The sequence below is a fragment of the Mesosutterella porci genome, assembly GCF_022134585.1.
Taxonomy (GTDB): Bacteria; Pseudomonadota; Gammaproteobacteria; order Burkholderiales; family Burkholderiaceae_F; genus Mesosutterella; species Mesosutterella porci.
On record NZ_JAKNCT010000005.1, the window covers coordinates 29,187 to 43,575 of the forward strand.

Below are 14,389 nucleotides of genomic sequence, written 5' to 3' on the forward strand. Positions count from 1 at the left end.
TTTCACTCAGAGCTTCAAGGAGTAAAATTTTATTTTTTCTGCGCGCTGAACCAACATGCTGGACGCATTTCTCAACGGGCTGTCCGCAATCGTCGTGATCGTCGTGATCGCGGGCTTCGGCTACTTCACCGCCGCACGGGGCTGGTATGACGACAAAGGCCGCCAGCTCGTCGCACGCATCGTGAATCTGTCCATCCCATGCCTGCTCTTTTACTCGCTCACCTCGCGCTTCACCCACGAGGCGTTCATCGACATGCTCAAGATCGTCCCGATCTCCTTTCTCACCGTCGGGACGAACTTCCTCATCTCGGTGCTGCTCGTGAAAAAGGGCGTCGTCGACCAGAAGATGGGCGGGACCTTCATCGCCTGCTTCACGACCTCCACGGTGCTTTTCATCGGCATCCCCCTCATCTGGTCGCTCTACGGCGACAAGGGGCTGCCGTACCTCCTCGTCTACTTCTTCGCCAACAGCCTCTTCACCTGGAGCCTCGGGATCTTCAACATCCAGCTCGAGGGGAGCCTGCGGCGCGGCGAGCCCCGCCCGAAGCTCCTCTCGGCGAAAAACCTGAAGATGATCCTCTCGCCGCCGATCCTGGGCTTCGCCACGGCGGTGATCTTCCTCGTCTTCAGCATCCCCATCCCCAAACCCCTCGCGATGATCGTGCAGTACATGGGGCAGCTCTCCTCGCCGCTTGCTCTGATCTTCGTGGGCATCACGGTCTACCTCGTGGGCTTCAAGAGGCTGCGGAACCTGAACCGCGAGCTCGTCCTCATCATGCTCTCATGCTTCCTGCTGCGGCCGGCGCTCGTTGCGCTCTTTTCGCTGCCCTTTGACCTCCCCCCGGGGGCGAGGCAGGCCTTCATCATGTCGGCCACGCTGCCGGTGTCTTCCACGATCCCGGTGCTCGCGAAGGTCTACGGCGCCTCGCCCGCCTTCGCCTCCGAGGCCGTCGGGGTCACGACCGCGGCCTACGTGTTCGTCCTGCCCGTCCTGATCCTCGTGGTGACGCTGCTCTTCTGAAGCGGGGGCCGCGCGCCCCTTCAAAAAAGCCTTCGCCCACGGGCTTCGCCGCCCGCCCGGAGGTTACCGGGCTTCGGAAATTGGTATAGGCTTTCCACTCTGGAGCCGCCTGAAACCACGGCGCGGCCCCTCAGAGGAGAATCAAAATGGAATTTTTCGAAGCTGTTTCCGCCAGGCACTCCACCCGCGACTACAGCGCAGAGCCCGTGTCCGAGGCCTCGCTGAAGAAAATACTGGGCGCGGCCTGCGCCGCCCCCATCGGCATGGGGCGCTACGACGCGCTGCACCTCTCGGTAGTCTCGACGCCTTCGGGCGCCGCGGCGCTGCACGCCCGCATGAACGCGCTTTTTCCGCAGGATCCCCTCTACAACGCCCCGGTCTTCATCCTGGTGTCCTCGGCCGACTCCCCAATGGCGGGCCAGAACGCCGCCTGCATCATTGAAAACGTCCTGCTGGCCGCAGCGGCCGAGGGGCTGTCGGGCTGCTACATCGCAGGCGCCATTCCGAAGATCGCCGAAGACCGCGCGCTCGTGCGCGAGCTGGGCGTCCCCGAGGGCTTCAGGCCCGTGGCGGGCGTGCTGGTCGGGCACCCGAGAAACAAAAAGGAGCTCGGGCTGCGGCGTCCTCCGGCGCTCGAGAAAATCCGCATGACGAGACTCTGACCCATGGAGGCCGCCTTCAAGGAGGCGGGCCTCGCTCTGCAGGCCTGCCCCTACCTCTTTGCCGTGGCTAAGATCGCCGACCCCTCCGGGATCGACTGGAGCGTTCCCTGGACCTTTGTCTCCAGCACGCCCGGAGAGCTCTCGATCGTGTGCCAGGAAAAGGCGCTGCCCGCCTCGGCGCGCCCCGTCTCCTACGGCTGGAAGATGATCCGGGTGATCGGGAAGATGCCCTTCGACGCCGTGGGCGTCATGGCCTCACTTTCCGGGGCGCTCGCCCGCGAGGGGATTCCGCTCCTTGCCTTTTCAAGCTACGACACGGACTTCCTCTTTGTGAAATCCGTTCACTGCAGCCGCGCGCTCGAGGCGCTTGAGAAAGGCGGCTGCAGGGTCCGGCGCTGAAAGGGAAAGCCCCTAGAGGATCGCCATGAAGTCGCGGCGGTTTTCCTTGAGCAGCATTACGAGCTTCAGGGCCGCGGGCGACAGGTTGGCGGTCTTCAGGTAGTTCAGGTAGTAGCCCGTGCTCAGATTGAAGCGCTCCACCTCGACGCGCACGAGTTGCCCGGACTCAAGTTCCCTTCGCACCGTCATCTCGGGCAGCACGATGAGCCCCATGCCGCACACGGCCAGCTGCTTGGCGAGCTCCATCGAGTTGACCGAGCAGCTGCCACAGAAGTGGGGCTCGCCCTGCTCGGCGAGCCACTCTTCGAGCTTCGCCTGGGAGCGGGCGCCTTTCTCGCGCGTGATGATGCAGCCCTTCGCAAATTCCGAGGGCAGCAGCGGGCGGCCCATCGCGCACCAGCGCGAACTCGGGCTCGCGAGCACCCGGTAGGGCTCGCTCAGCAGCTGGTATTGCACGAGGTCGCCGGCGCCCACGACGCGCGCGCAGATGCCGAAGTCCGCCTCCAGGTCCCGCACGTCGCGGGCGACCTGCTCGGAATTGCCGATCCTCAGGTGCAGCTCGATGCCGGGATAGCGGCGCCGGTATTCCGAGATAAGCGGCGGCAGATAGTAGGTTCCAACAACCGCCGAGGCACTCACGGACACGTGCCCGCTCTGCAGCTCGGTGAAGTTCTGGAAGGCGTTGTCAATTTCGCCAAAGAGTTCGAAAAGCCGCCGCGTGTAGTTGTAGAGGATCTCACCCTTCGGAGTGAGCGAGATCTGCCTGCGGGAACGGTCGAAAAGCGGAGCCTTGAGCGAGTGCTCGAGCTTCTGAATCTGGCTGCTCACGGTGGGCTGCGTCAGATAAAGCGCCTCGGCCGCCTTGGAGAAGCTTCTACATCGGGCGACGGCATGGAAGGTTTTCAGCCAGTCAAGGTTCATAAGGGACATGGGCGATATCAGTCCGGTTATTGTAGAGCGGCCGGACTCCCGGGTCGGGGCCGCAGGAGCAGTTCGGAAAGCCGCCCGTAGAGCGTGAGAAGCTCCACCTGCAGCGGCATAAGACCCGCCGCCCGGTCGCCTTCGGGCATCTTCAGGCACTGTGCGAGCGCAGCCTCCCCGCAGACGCGGCCCGACTTCCGCAGCGCCTCGGCCTCGGCCTCGAGCGCGCGAGCTCCCTCAGGCCCCGCCTCTCCCCTCTGCGCCCCGAGGACCCGCTCGAAGTGCGCGAGGCAGCGCTCGAAGTGCCGCTGAGACTCGAGGATCAGCGCCTCGGAACGGGGCGGGAAGAAGCGGTTCGCGCTGCACTTGCCCTTCACCAGCGCAGCCAACGCGGTCTCGAGCAGCCCCGAGGCGGACTGCACGATGGCGTTGGCGCGCTCAAGGGCCTGCCACTGCGTGATTTCATCCTCGGAGAGCGAGCGCTGCACGAGCGCGGTGAGAAAGCGGCCTATCTCCTCCGAGCGGGCGCGCAGCGCCCGGCCCTCGTCCTGCAGCAGCATCCACTCGCCCTCGGGCGGGTTGCCGCGGATGAACGGGGCCACGGCTGCCCCCTCGCGCCTTAAGAGCTCGGCCGAGCGCACGATCTCACGGCGCGCGGTCTCCAGCGCCGCGTCGGGCGATAGGAGGTTTTCCTCGCTCATGAGTCTTAAGGCTGGGGCGGGCCCCTCCGTGCGCTCCGACAGCCTCGCGTCCACCCAGGCGGCCACCGGCTTCGTAAAGAAAAGGCCCGTTGCGCCCAGGGCGGCGTTGAAGGCCACGTGAAAGTAAATGGGCCCGTCGGGAAGCCCCGAAAAGAACGCGCCGCAGACGGGAACAGCCGCAAGGAGCACCGCCCCGGAGGCCACTCCGGCCAGCCGGAAAACCATGTTGCCGAGCGGCGCCCTCTGGGCGACCCGGGTACCGCCCGCGGTCGTGATGAGCGCGAGAAAGGCGCTGCCCAGATTGGCGCCCAGCACCACCCAGAGTCCGCTGGCCGGATCGGCGAAGAGCCCCGCCTGCAGGAAGCCCGAGGCGATGATCACCGCGGCAAGGCTCGAGAAGCAGGCCACGGCCAGAACGGCGCCGCAGAGCAGGCACGCCCCCGGCACGGCGCCCACCGCCGCAAGAAAGCCCGCGGCGGCGGGGCTGTCGCGCACCGGAACCACCGCGGAGGCGATGAGTTCGAGGGAAAGCATCACAAGCCCCAGACCCAGCAAGACGCGCCCGAACTGGCCCAGGCGGCTCGCGGGCTTTTTCAGAAAGCAGAAGACCCCCACCGCGATGAGAACGGGCGAGAGCGCCCTGAGGTCGAGGCTGAGAAGGCGCGTCATCAGGGCGCTGCCGAAGTCCGCCCCCAGCACACAGCTCAAGGCCCGCTCGGTGGAGACAAGGCCGCTGCCCTGTAGTCCCGCCACGAGAAGCGCCGTCGCCGTGGAGCTTTGCAGCAGCATGGCGATCCCGGTGCCGGCGGCAAAGCCCCGCAGACGGTTCACTAAGATGATCTCCAGCCAGCCGCGCAGCGCGTAGCCGAACGTGCGCAGCATCCCCGTCTTCACCATGTAGGTCCCCCAGAGGAGGAGCGCCACGGCGCCGGCCAGGTGTACGATGCTGTCCAATTGCCTCTCCTTTCAGCCTGCAGGGGGCGGCCCGAGCCGCCGCAACGTATAAAATTTTATTATCGATTTATTCGTTAACTTATAGAAAAATGAAATAGAAAGCATTCGATCTTTCAATTGTTCATTTCATTTCCCGGCCGCGATAATTTCCCCTGAGCGCAGGGCCATCCGGCCCCGCTCCTCATTCTTCAAGCCCCGGCAAAAAGGGCGTTTTAAGCAAGGAGCAGTCCATGGGAAAGGAAATAGAACGCAAGTTTCTCGTTGTGGGCGGCGAGTGGAAAAAGCTCGCCCAGGGCACGGCCTACCGCCAGGGCTACCTCAACAGCCAGAAGGAGCGCACCGTGCGCATCCGCACGATCGGAGACAAGGCCTTCCTCACGGTGAAGGGCCCCACGGTGGGCGTCACAAGGCTCGAATTCGAATACGAAATTCCCTACGCGGACTGTGTCACCATGCTCGAACAGCTGGCCGAAAAACCGATCATCGAAAAGAACCGTTACAAGATCCCGCAGGGCCCCTACACCTGGGAAATCGACGAGTTTCTGGGCGTGAACAAGGGCCTCGTCGTGGCTGAAATCGAGCTCCCCTCCGAGGACGCGCCCTTTGACAAGCCCGCCTGGATCGGCCGAGAAGTCTCGGGCGATCCCCGCTACTTCAATTCGAACCTGGTGAAGCACCCGTTCACCTCCTGGGAGAAATGACCATGACGGACGCTTACGCAAAGAATGTGGCCACGAGCGCCGAGGAGGCTGCCCGGATCGTTCCGAGAGCGGAGTTCCGCGTGTTCGGCCAGGACATCGTCGAGGCCGTGAAGGAAAAAATGTGGTCCTGCAGGGCGCAGCTCTACAAGGCGCGCACGATGCCCTCCGAGACCTACATCCTGTCGCGCTTTACCGACCAGGCGAACGTGAAGGTCCGCGACGGGCTGCTCGACATCAAGACCCGCACCGGGCTCACCCCCGAGGGCTACGAGATCTTCCAGCCGCGCGGGAAATTTCAGTTCCCGGTGAAAAAAGCCGAGCTCGAGGAGATCCTCTCGCATCTGAAGGTGCCAATGCCGCTCGAAAAGGAGAGCTACAGCTTCGAAGACTTCAAGGCTCTGGCTGCCTCCTGCCCGGATCTCGCCCTGGTGCGCGTCGACAAGAAGCGCTACGGCTTCACAGTGAACGGAGTCATATGCGAGTTCGCCTACGTGTGGTTCAACGGCGCGCGGGTTGAGACGGCCTGCTGCGAAAGCGAGGACTATGCGGCCATGAAGGGCGCCGTGGAAGCCCTGGGGCTCGCGGGGCGGCCCAACACCAACTATCTGCGGGCCGCCAAGGCAGTGATCGGCATGTAGCCGGCCCGCCTTCATCTTCCTCCTCAGAGCGCACCGGCGCCGCCCCCTCTTTTAAACGCTGGGCGCTGGCGCCGGGCACCCGGGGCTTTCAGTAAGGAGCATCGCCATGAACACTTCCGCAGCGGCGCCGCCCAAGGACTACGACCCCTTGGACATGAACAACTACTCGCTCAACAAACTGCCCAAGCGTCCCCTGTCGGCCTCGGGCCGCTTCTTCCGGATCTGGGGACTGCCGATCGCGGCCGCCATTTTCATTCTCTTCTCTTACGTCATTCATTTTCCCATCCTCAGCGTGAAGCAGCAGGTCATGTTCGGCCTTTTCGCCACCTCGCTCTTTCTGTGGATCAGCGAGACCGTCCCCAACTACGTCACCTCAATGATGCTCATCTGCGGGCTGATCCTCACCGGCATCCTCAAGGTGAAGCCGGCCATGGCCACCTTGGGCGACCCGGTGATCTGGCTGAACATCTCCGCCTTCATCATGGCGAGCGCCATGATCAAGACCGACCTCGTCAAGCGCGTCGCGCTCTGGCTCATCCTGCGGTTCGGCAGGAACGCGGGCAGCATCTTCATCACCTTTCTCGTGATCAACATCATCCTCGCCGCGTTCGTGAACGCCACGGCCGCCAAGGCTGCGCTGATGATGCCGCTCTTCATGGTCGTGTGCGCGGTCTACGGGGCACCCGGCACCGACACGACGAACAACTTCGCCCGCAATCTCGTGCTGCACAACCTGCTGATGATCAACGCGAGCTGCAACGCGTTCATGACCGGTTCGGGCGCGAACCTCCTCGGCGTGGCGATCCTCGCCGGAGCGGGCGTCTCCATCTATTACTTCGACTGGTTCGTGGCCGGTCTGCCGCTTGTGATCGGCTTCGGGCTGCTCGCCTACGTGACCGGCGTGCGCTTCGTGTTTCCCCTCACCAAGGAAGACCGCCAGCCCAAGCTCGAGGGCGGCCGCGCCGCCCTCGAGAAGGCCTACCGGGATCTCGGGCCCTTCAAGGTGAACGAGCTCAAGGCCTCCATCGTCTTCCTGATCGTGCTTGTCGTGTGGGCCACCGACAAAATCCATGGCATCAACGCTACCGTGGTGGCCATGCTGGGCGCGATCGTCATGCTCGCGCCGCAGTTCAAGCTACTCAACTGGAACGACGTAGACATTCCCTGGCACCTCATGATCTTCTCGGCGGGCGCCTATTCGCTGGGTGCGGGGCTGAGCGCCACGAAGCTCATGAACGTGCTCACGGTTCAGCTCATGCAGACGCTCGGCATGGACTCCATGAGCTACTTCTCGCTCTACGCCGTGCTCACCGCGATCTTCATCGCGAGCCACTTCATCTTCCAGTCGAAGAATATGCGCACTCTCATCTTCATGCCGATTGTGATCGGCATCGCACAGCACCTGGGGGTCGACATCCTGTCGCTCGCGCTACCCGTGGCGCTGTGCATTAACTGCTGCTGGTCGCTGCCCTTCAACGCGAAGCCGAACGCCATGCTCTACGGCACCAACAAGTACACGATGGGCGAGACGTTCAGGTACGGGCTCGTGATGAGCGTCCTCTACTGGGGGTTGCTGCTGGTCGCGGGAGGCACCTACCTGCATTGGATGGGCATTACCCCGGGCTTCTTCTGAAAGAACCTCCCCAAAGCGGCACCGCGCTTTTTCCCCTCCCCCGCGGGGCCGCTTCTTTCTCTTCAGACCCCCGGCCTCCCAGGGGCCTTTCCCATCTCCATTTTGGTGCACGGCTCCACTTTTAGTGCATGCCCTGCGCCCCCGCGCCGCGGCTTTTCGTACGCCCGGACTGTTTTCTCAGTTTTTTTCTCTCTGGCACGCTTTATGCATTGGTTTCGGTCGAGCGCCGCGCGCTTCGCGGCGCCCCCAAAAAGAGAAAACGCAGGGAGAAAAACATGAAACTCATCACAGCAGTGATCAAGCCCTTCAAGCTTGACGCTGTCCGCGAAGCGCTCTCGGAAGTGAACATTTCGGGCATCACCGTGACCGAGGTGAAGGGCTTCGGGCGGCAGAGGGGCCACACCGAGATCTACAGGGGAGCCGAGTACGCAGTCGACTTCCTGCCCAAGATCAAGCTTGAAATCGCAGTGCCCGACGAAATCGCGGACCTGGTGGTTGAGACCATCGCAAAGACCGCCGTCACCGGAAAGGTGGGCGACGGCAAGATCTTCGTGTCGGAGCTGGAGTCGGTGATGCGCATCCGCACGGGCGAAACAAACGAGGAGGCGCTGTCATGACTGAAACGCTGAAACTGCGCGCCCTGAAGCTCTTTGCAGCCGCGGGCGCCCTGGCTGCGAGCGGCGCGGCCTTCGCCGAAGACAAGCTCGACAAGGGCGACACGGCCTGGATGCTGGCCGCCACGGTGCTCGTACTCTTCATGACGATTCCGGGCATTGCGCTTTTCTACGCCGGCATGGCCCGGAAAAAGAACATCCTCGGCACCATCGCCCAGGACCTCGCGATCTGCGGCATCGTCTCCGTGCTCTGGTTCCTGATCGGATACTCGCTCGCCTTCTCCTCGGGCGGCCCGTTCATCGGGGGGCTCTCCTTCCTCGGCATGCAGGGCATTGGCGTGAACACGCTCCAGGGGTCAATCCCGCAGCTGCTCTTCGCGGTCTTCCAGATGACGTTTGCGGTGCTCACAGCCTGCCTCATCACCGGGGCCTGGGCCGGGCGCGTGAAGTTTTCCGCCCTCCTCGTCTTCATGGTCTGCTGGAGCCTGCTCGTCTACGCGCCGATCTGCCACTGGGTCTGGGCTGAAGACGGGTTCTTCTTCAAGATGGGCGCCCTCGACTACGCCGGCGGCACGGTCGTGCACATCAACGCCGGCATCGCCGGCCTCATGGGCGCGCTCATCATCGGGCGGCGCCAGGGCTACGGCACCGTCGCGATGCAGCCTTCCAACCTCACCTTCACCGTGATCGGTGCGGCGGTGCTCTGGGTGGGCTGGATGGGCTTCAACGGCGGTTCGGGCCTTGCGGCCGACGGGCGCGCGGCCATGGCTGTCGTGGTGACGCAGATTGCGGCCGCCGCCGGGCTAGTGGGCTGGATGGCCTGCGAGTGGTACCTCCGCGGCCGCCCCTCGGTGCTCGGCATGATCTCGGGCGCCGTCGCAGGCCTGGTCGGCATCACCCCGGGGTCGGGCTTTGTCGAGCCCCTGCCCGCGATCGTGATCGGCCTTGCGGCGGGCGTGGTCTGCTTCTGGGCCGCTACTGTCGTGAAGTACAAGCTGGGCTATGACGACTCGCTCGATGCCTGGGGCGTGCACGGCGTGGGCGGCATCGTGGGAGCGCTCCTCACCGGCGTGTTCGCCACCTCCCGGGTCACGGGCGCGGACCTGCCCCCGATGATCGAGCAGGTCGGCATCCAGGCTCTATCGGTTCTTGCCACGCTGGTCTACGGCGGGGTGATGAGCGCCGCGATCCTGCTGGCGATCAAGAAGACGATGGGCCTGCGCGTCTCGCCCGACGAGGAGCAGGAAGGCCTTGACCTCGCCCTGCACGGCGAGCGCATCGAATAGTGAAACACCTTCATACACTTTGTCTCTCCAGGAGTTTGCCGGGCCCTAGGGCCCGGCTTTTTTCGCTCCGGAGCGGCCGTTGACCTCGCGCAATTTACTCGAGTAAACGCGCGGGAAAAATGACACCGTGCCCCGGAAGAAAAAGCTCCGGGCGAAATAAAACTTTTGGAGAGAAAACATCATGGCTGACTTGACCCGTCGTTCCATTCTCAAGGCTTCCGTCGCCACCGCGGCCGCGGCTACCGCCGCCTTCGCCGCTCCGGCAGGGGCGAAGGCGAAGACCTCCTCCGCGGGGCTGCCCGCCCGCTGGGACATGACCGCCGACGTCGTCGTCGCGGGCTCCGGCATCGCCGGCATGAGCGCGGCGATCTCGGCGCTCGACCTGGGCGGCAAAGTCCTCGTCTTCGAGAAGGGGGAGAACTACGGCGGCTGCGCCATCATCAATGGCGGCATCATCGCGCTGCGCGGCGGCACCCGCTTCCAGCGCGAGCACGGCGAAAAGGACACCCCGGCCGACGTCTACGCGCACCTCACCGACCCGAAGAACATCGAATACCGCAAGAACGACCCGGCGCTCGCGCGGCGCTATTCGCAGATGGTGGGCGGCACCCAGGAGTGGCTCGAGGCCCACGGCGTGAAGTTCATGAACACCTCCACCGCGGCCGGCAAGTACGACTCCCAGCACCACGAGTCCTATCTGCACATCTACTCGCCCGATCAGGGCGACGGCAACGGCCACCCGAGCCCCGACGGTGGTTTCCGCACGGGCCGCGGCATCATGGTTCCGTTCCACAAGTACTTCACGGAAAAGGGCGGAAAGATCTTCCTCAACTCCAAGGTGACCGACGTCTACAAGGACGCGAAGGGCCGGGTCGTAGGCGCGAGGGTCGAGACCGCGAAGGGCGTCGTGAACGTCCGCGCGAAGAAGGGCGTTGTGCTCGCCGGCGGCGGCTGGAAGGCGAACAAGGAGCTGCGCGTCATCACCGACCCGCGCTTCACCCCGGACCTCGTCCCGACGGGCTATCCGTTCGTCGCCCCCGACGGCTCGGCGATCCTCGCCGGCCTCAAGGCGGGCGCGATGTTCCTGGGCGACCGCGGCGAGGACACGCCGCACATGCGCCGCATGTTCGGCACCAACCGCTACGGCTTCCACAAGGGCTCCAAGTACGGCTGCCCCGGCATCAGCGTGAAAGGCCCGCGCTGGGGAGACATCGTGTTCGTGAACAAGAACGGCGACCGGTTCGTGCGCGAAGAGGACAAGGGCAACCTCGGCGGCTACAGCTTCTACGACATGGCCTACGTGCAGCCCGAAAAGAAGGTTTACTGCATCTTTGACGACGCCACGGCGAAGAAGTACCACTGGGACACCTCCTACCCCACCTGCGAGAAGGGCTTCGCCTTCGACGCCCCGACGCTCGAGGAACTCGCCGCGAAGCTCGGGACGAAGAACCTCTCGGCCACGGTCGCCCGCTACAACGGCTTTGTCGACAAGAAGCAGGACGACGACTTCCAGAAGCCTGCCGCGCTCATGAGAAAAAAGATCGAGAAGGGGCCGTTCCATGCCGTGCAGGTGGTGCTGTTCGTGCATAACCTCACCGGCGGCCTGCGCATCAACGAAAACGCCCAGGTGATCGACATCTTCGGTCGCGTGATCCCGGGCCTGTATGCAGCGGGCGAAACCGCGGGCGGCCTCTACGTGGGCAACGGCATGCCCCGCGGCATCCTGCCAGGGCGCTTCGCGGGCGAGCACGCCATGAAGTCCTGAAACTGCTGAAGAACAAAGAACCAAAGAACTAAAAAAACGTCTCTCTCCACCCGGGCCGCCGGTCCCTTTTCGAGGCGGCCGCGGCTCGGGATCTTTTTTCCGGGGAGAGCGACAGGAACAAAAGGAAGACCCCTCCATGAACAGACTGATGCTTGGATCGCTTGCCGCGGCCCTCGGGCTCGCCTTCTCGGGTCCGAGCCTGGCCGCGCCGGCCATGAAGAAGGCCGACTGCCTGCAGTGCCACGGCCCGATCGAGAAACTCACGGCGCTGCCGCCGATGTACGAGACCGACTCCGGGAAGATCAACCCGCACAAGTACGTGCCGCACGACAGCAAGGACCTCGCGAAGTTCCCCGAGTGCACGACCTGCCATACGCCGCACACGATGCCCCCGCCCAAGGGCTTCAAGGACAAAAGCGCGAACGTAGAATACTGCTACAGTTGCCACCACAACTACACGTTCCAGAAGTGCAGCGGCTGCCATAAGTAAGCCTCCGGGGACCGCGCGATTCCAAAGCGCCCTCCCGGCCCCTTCAATCTTGAGCCCAGGCGCAACGGTCACGACATGACGCGGGAAGACAAAGCAAAGGACGGTCGCAGCGCGGCCGCAGTTCTGCCGGCCGCCGCAATGGCGGTTTGCGCGGCCGCTGCCGCCGTCATCCTCTTCTTCACTTCGGGCGAAGCCCCGGAGGACGAAGCCCGCACCTCCTATTCCAACGCCGCCGCGGCCCATATCGAGCCTACTTCGCCCGTGGTGAGAATGGGCCTCATCGACTTCAGCTATTCCTCCACCAACTCCCGCGAAATCGACCGGACGCTCGAAGTGATCCGGCGCGCGATCGCACCCTTAAAGCTCGAGGCGGTGCGCTACCGCGCCGAGGACCTCGACCGTGAGGTAAAGCGGGGCGAGATCGACTTCTTCGTCGCGAGCTCGGGTTTTTACTGGCGCATGATCCCCTACGGGGCCCGGGGACTTGCGACGCTTGTGAACCCCTCGCGCCCCGACCCCAACCTCAGCAGCGGCGCGTCCTTCATTGTGACCGCCTCGTCGCCCGTGCACACCATCGAAGACCTGCGGGGCCTGCGGCTTGCCGCGAGCTACCCCACGGCCTTCATGGGCTACCGGATCTCGATGGCGGACCTCGTCGAGCGCGGCTACGACTACGAGCATTTCTTCCGCTCAGTCTCCTTCACCGGAACGCCCTACGTGCACGGACTCATGCACAAGATCATCACAGGCGACTCCGACGTCACCATCATCCCCTCCTGCACCTGGGAGGAGATGACGCCGAAGGAGCGCTCGGGCTTCAGGCTCGTGGGCGTGCGTGAGAACACCGGCATGGAGTGCCTGTCAACCACCCGCGCATACCCCGGTCACACGCTTGCGGTGATGAACGGCGTGAAGCCCGCGGTGGCCGCCCGGGTCGCCACCGCAGTCCTCACGATGAAAAGCGTCGGGGGGAGCGAGGCCTGGAGCATTGCCACTGACTTCACCTCCGTGGACCAGGCCTACCGGTATCTCCGGATCGGTCCCTACGCGTATCTGAGGGAGCCGACGCTGCGGCGCTGGCTGAGGCAGTACCGCTCGGCGGTTCTCTTCGCGCTCATGCTGGTGGCGGGGCTTGCCTTCCACGCCTGGCGATCCGACGAGCTCGTGCGGCGGCGCACCGCACAGCTGCGCGCGGAGGAATCCGCCCGGGAACAGGCCTCCCGGTCGCTCGAGGAGCTCAACCAGCGCATGGAGCGGATGCACAAGGCGAACATCGTAGGGCAGCTCTCGAGCATGATCTCCCACGAGCTCGCCCAGCCCCTTGCCGCCATCCGCTACTACTGCGAGGGCGAGCGCGAGCTGCTACGCAGCCCCGCGGAACGGGCGGAGGCCCTTGCGACCTGCAACGAGCGCATCAGCTCGCAGGCCGACCGGGCGATCGCGATCGTCGAGAAGGTGAGAAGCTACGCTCGGTCCGAGGCAACGCGGGAGGAGCGGGTGGACCTCGCCCGGACGCTCTCGCAGGTGCTCACCGAACTGCGGGTGAAGGGAATCGGAAAGGTCGAGGTCTCGCGCCTTATCCCTTCCAGCCTTCCCGTGCGGGGCGATCCTCTGGAGCTCGAGCTGCTTTTCTGGAACCTGCTTAAAAACGCGACCGAGGCCGCGCTTCGTTCTCCCCAGCCCCGGATCCAGATCGAGGCGGGGCGCACGGCCGGCCGCGCGGAGGTCGTGATCGAAAACTCGGGGCCGCCGATGACCGCCGAGGACATGGAGCGGCTTTCCTCGCCCCTTTCGAGCGGCAGCCGCGGGGGGCTGGGGCTTGGCGTTGCGATCGCCCGCTCGATTGCGGAATCCTCGGGCGGTGGAATCGAATTCTCAAGCCGCCCCGCAGGCGGGCTCTCGGCCCGGGTGAGGCTGCCGGCCTGGGAGGAGCGGGCTGCGGACAAGGAGGCTCAGGCATGAAGGAAGAAGACCGGAAGCGCGTGCTCGTGCGCATTGTGGACGACGACCCGGACGTGCGGGAGGCCGAGAGCTTCATGCTCGACTGCAAGGGCTGGAGGACCCGCTCCTACGACTCAGCCCGGGCTTTTCTCGTGGGCGACGCGGCAAGCATCCCGGGCTGCCTCGTGCTCGACATCCGGATGCCCGGCATGAGCGGGATCGAGCTGCAGGCCGAAATGCGGCGCCGCGGGTACACGCTCCCCATCATCTTCCTCACCGGACACGCAGACGTCGACTCCGCGGTGAAGACCCTGCGGCGGGGTGCGGCCGACTTCCTGCAGAAGCCGGTCGAGAACGCAAGGCTCCTTGAATCGATCGAGCGCTGCTGCGACCTGTCGCTTGCCGCTGCGCGCGGCGAGCTTTCGGGCGGGGAGGCCTCGCGGGCGCTTTCCGAAATGAGCGCCCGGGAAAAGCAGGTGACGGGGCTCATCGCGCAGGGCGTGAGCAACCGCGAGATCGCCTCGCGGCTGGGACTCTCGGAGCGGACCGTTCAGGGTCACCGCAACAACATCTACCGAAAGCTGCGCGTGCACAACGAGGAGGGGTTCCTCGAGTGCCTCAGGCGAGCGGCGGACTGGAAGCGGGACAACGGGCTGGACTAAC

At 64.6% G+C, this 14,389-nt stretch carries 14 protein-coding genes; 12 read left to right on the forward strand and 2 right to left on the reverse strand.

Going from position 1 to position 14,389, the window contains the following annotated elements:
* The first annotated feature begins 55 nt into the window (after positions 1 to 55).
* From MAF45_RS04855 to MAF45_RS04865, 3 genes are all read left to right on the forward strand, one after another.
* On the forward strand, positions 56 to 1,021 hold the full coding sequence (locus tag MAF45_RS04855; RefSeq protein WP_237978430.1) for an AEC family transporter: 966 nt from the start codon (positions 56 to 58) through the stop codon (positions 1,019 to 1,021).
* A 146-nt stretch (positions 1,022 to 1,167) separates the two neighbouring features.
* Positions 1,168 to 1,683: a nitroreductase family protein gene (locus MAF45_RS04860; RefSeq protein WP_237978431.1), complete on the forward strand. Its 516-nt coding sequence runs from the start codon at positions 1,168 to 1,170 to the stop codon at positions 1,681 to 1,683.
* A gap of 3 nt (positions 1,684 to 1,686) precedes the next feature.
* Positions 1,687 to 2,082 (forward strand): ACT domain-containing protein, encoded by a 396-nt coding sequence (locus tag MAF45_RS04865; protein WP_237978432.1) that lies wholly within the window; start codon positions 1,687 to 1,689, stop codon positions 2,080 to 2,082.
* 12 nt (positions 2,083 to 2,094) lie between these two features.
* On the opposite strand, the gene MAF45_RS04870 is transcribed toward MAF45_RS04865, so the two are convergent.
* Both MAF45_RS04870 and MAF45_RS04875 read right to left on the reverse strand, forming a co-directional pair.
* A complete protein-coding gene (locus MAF45_RS04870) occupies positions 2,095 to 3,012 on the reverse strand; it encodes a LysR family transcriptional regulator (protein ID WP_237978433.1) in 918 nt (305 codons plus the stop codon).
* A gap of 17 nt (positions 3,013 to 3,029) precedes the next feature.
* On the reverse strand, positions 3,030 to 4,658 hold the full coding sequence (locus MAF45_RS04875; RefSeq protein ID WP_237978434.1) for a Na/Pi cotransporter family protein: 1,629 nt from the start codon (positions 4,656 to 4,658) through the stop codon (positions 3,030 to 3,032).
* A 230-nt stretch (positions 4,659 to 4,888) separates the two neighbouring features.
* Between MAF45_RS04875 and MAF45_RS04880 the strand changes: the two genes are divergently transcribed.
* The 9 genes from MAF45_RS04880 to MAF45_RS04920 all read left to right on the forward strand — a co-directional run bounded on the left by MAF45_RS04880 (position 4,889) and on the right by MAF45_RS04920 (position 14,388).
* Positions 4,889 to 5,359, forward strand: coding sequence for a CYTH domain-containing protein (locus tag MAF45_RS04880; protein WP_237978435.1), 471 nt, complete (start codon positions 4,889 to 4,891; stop codon positions 5,357 to 5,359).
* Between the two features lie 2 nt (positions 5,360 to 5,361).
* Positions 5,362 to 5,997 (forward strand): hypothetical protein, encoded by a 636-nt coding sequence (locus MAF45_RS04885; protein ID WP_237978436.1) that lies wholly within the window; start codon positions 5,362 to 5,364, stop codon positions 5,995 to 5,997.
* Positions 5,998 to 6,103: 106 nt separating this feature from the next.
* A complete protein-coding gene (locus tag MAF45_RS04890; RefSeq protein ID WP_237978437.1) occupies positions 6,104 to 7,630 on the forward strand; it encodes an SLC13 family permease in 1,527 nt (508 codons plus the stop codon).
* Between the two features lie 275 nt (positions 7,631 to 7,905).
* On the forward strand, positions 7,906 to 8,247 hold the full coding sequence (locus tag MAF45_RS04895; protein ID WP_237978438.1) for a P-II family nitrogen regulator: 342 nt from the start codon (positions 7,906 to 7,908) through the stop codon (positions 8,245 to 8,247).
* Entirely contained in the window at positions 8,244 to 9,530 is a 1,287-nt protein-coding gene (locus MAF45_RS04900; protein ID WP_237978439.1) for an ammonium transporter, read from the forward strand. Before MAF45_RS04895 ends, MAF45_RS04900 begins: the two co-directional genes overlap by 4 nt.
* Positions 9,531 to 9,711: 181 nt before the next feature.
* Positions 9,712 to 11,295: an FAD-dependent oxidoreductase gene (locus MAF45_RS04905; RefSeq protein ID WP_237978440.1), complete on the forward strand. Its 1,584-nt coding sequence runs from the start codon at positions 9,712 to 9,714 to the stop codon at positions 11,293 to 11,295.
* A gap of 136 nt (positions 11,296 to 11,431) precedes the next feature.
* Positions 11,432 to 11,785, forward strand: a complete 354-nt coding sequence (locus tag MAF45_RS04910) for a cytochrome c3 family protein (RefSeq protein WP_237978441.1) — start codon at positions 11,432 to 11,434, stop codon at positions 11,783 to 11,785.
* Positions 11,786 to 11,860: 75 nt separating this feature from the next.
* The gene (locus tag MAF45_RS04915) at positions 11,861 to 13,747 is read left to right on the forward strand and encodes a sensor histidine kinase (protein WP_237978442.1); all 1,887 of its coding nucleotides are present in this window, start codon (positions 11,861 to 11,863) and stop codon (positions 13,745 to 13,747) included.
* Entirely contained in the window at positions 13,744 to 14,388 is a 645-nt protein-coding gene (locus tag MAF45_RS04920) for a response regulator transcription factor (protein ID WP_237978443.1), read from the forward strand. The genes MAF45_RS04915 and MAF45_RS04920 overlap by 4 nt, the downstream gene beginning before the upstream one ends.
* Position 14,389: the final 1 nt, after the last annotated feature.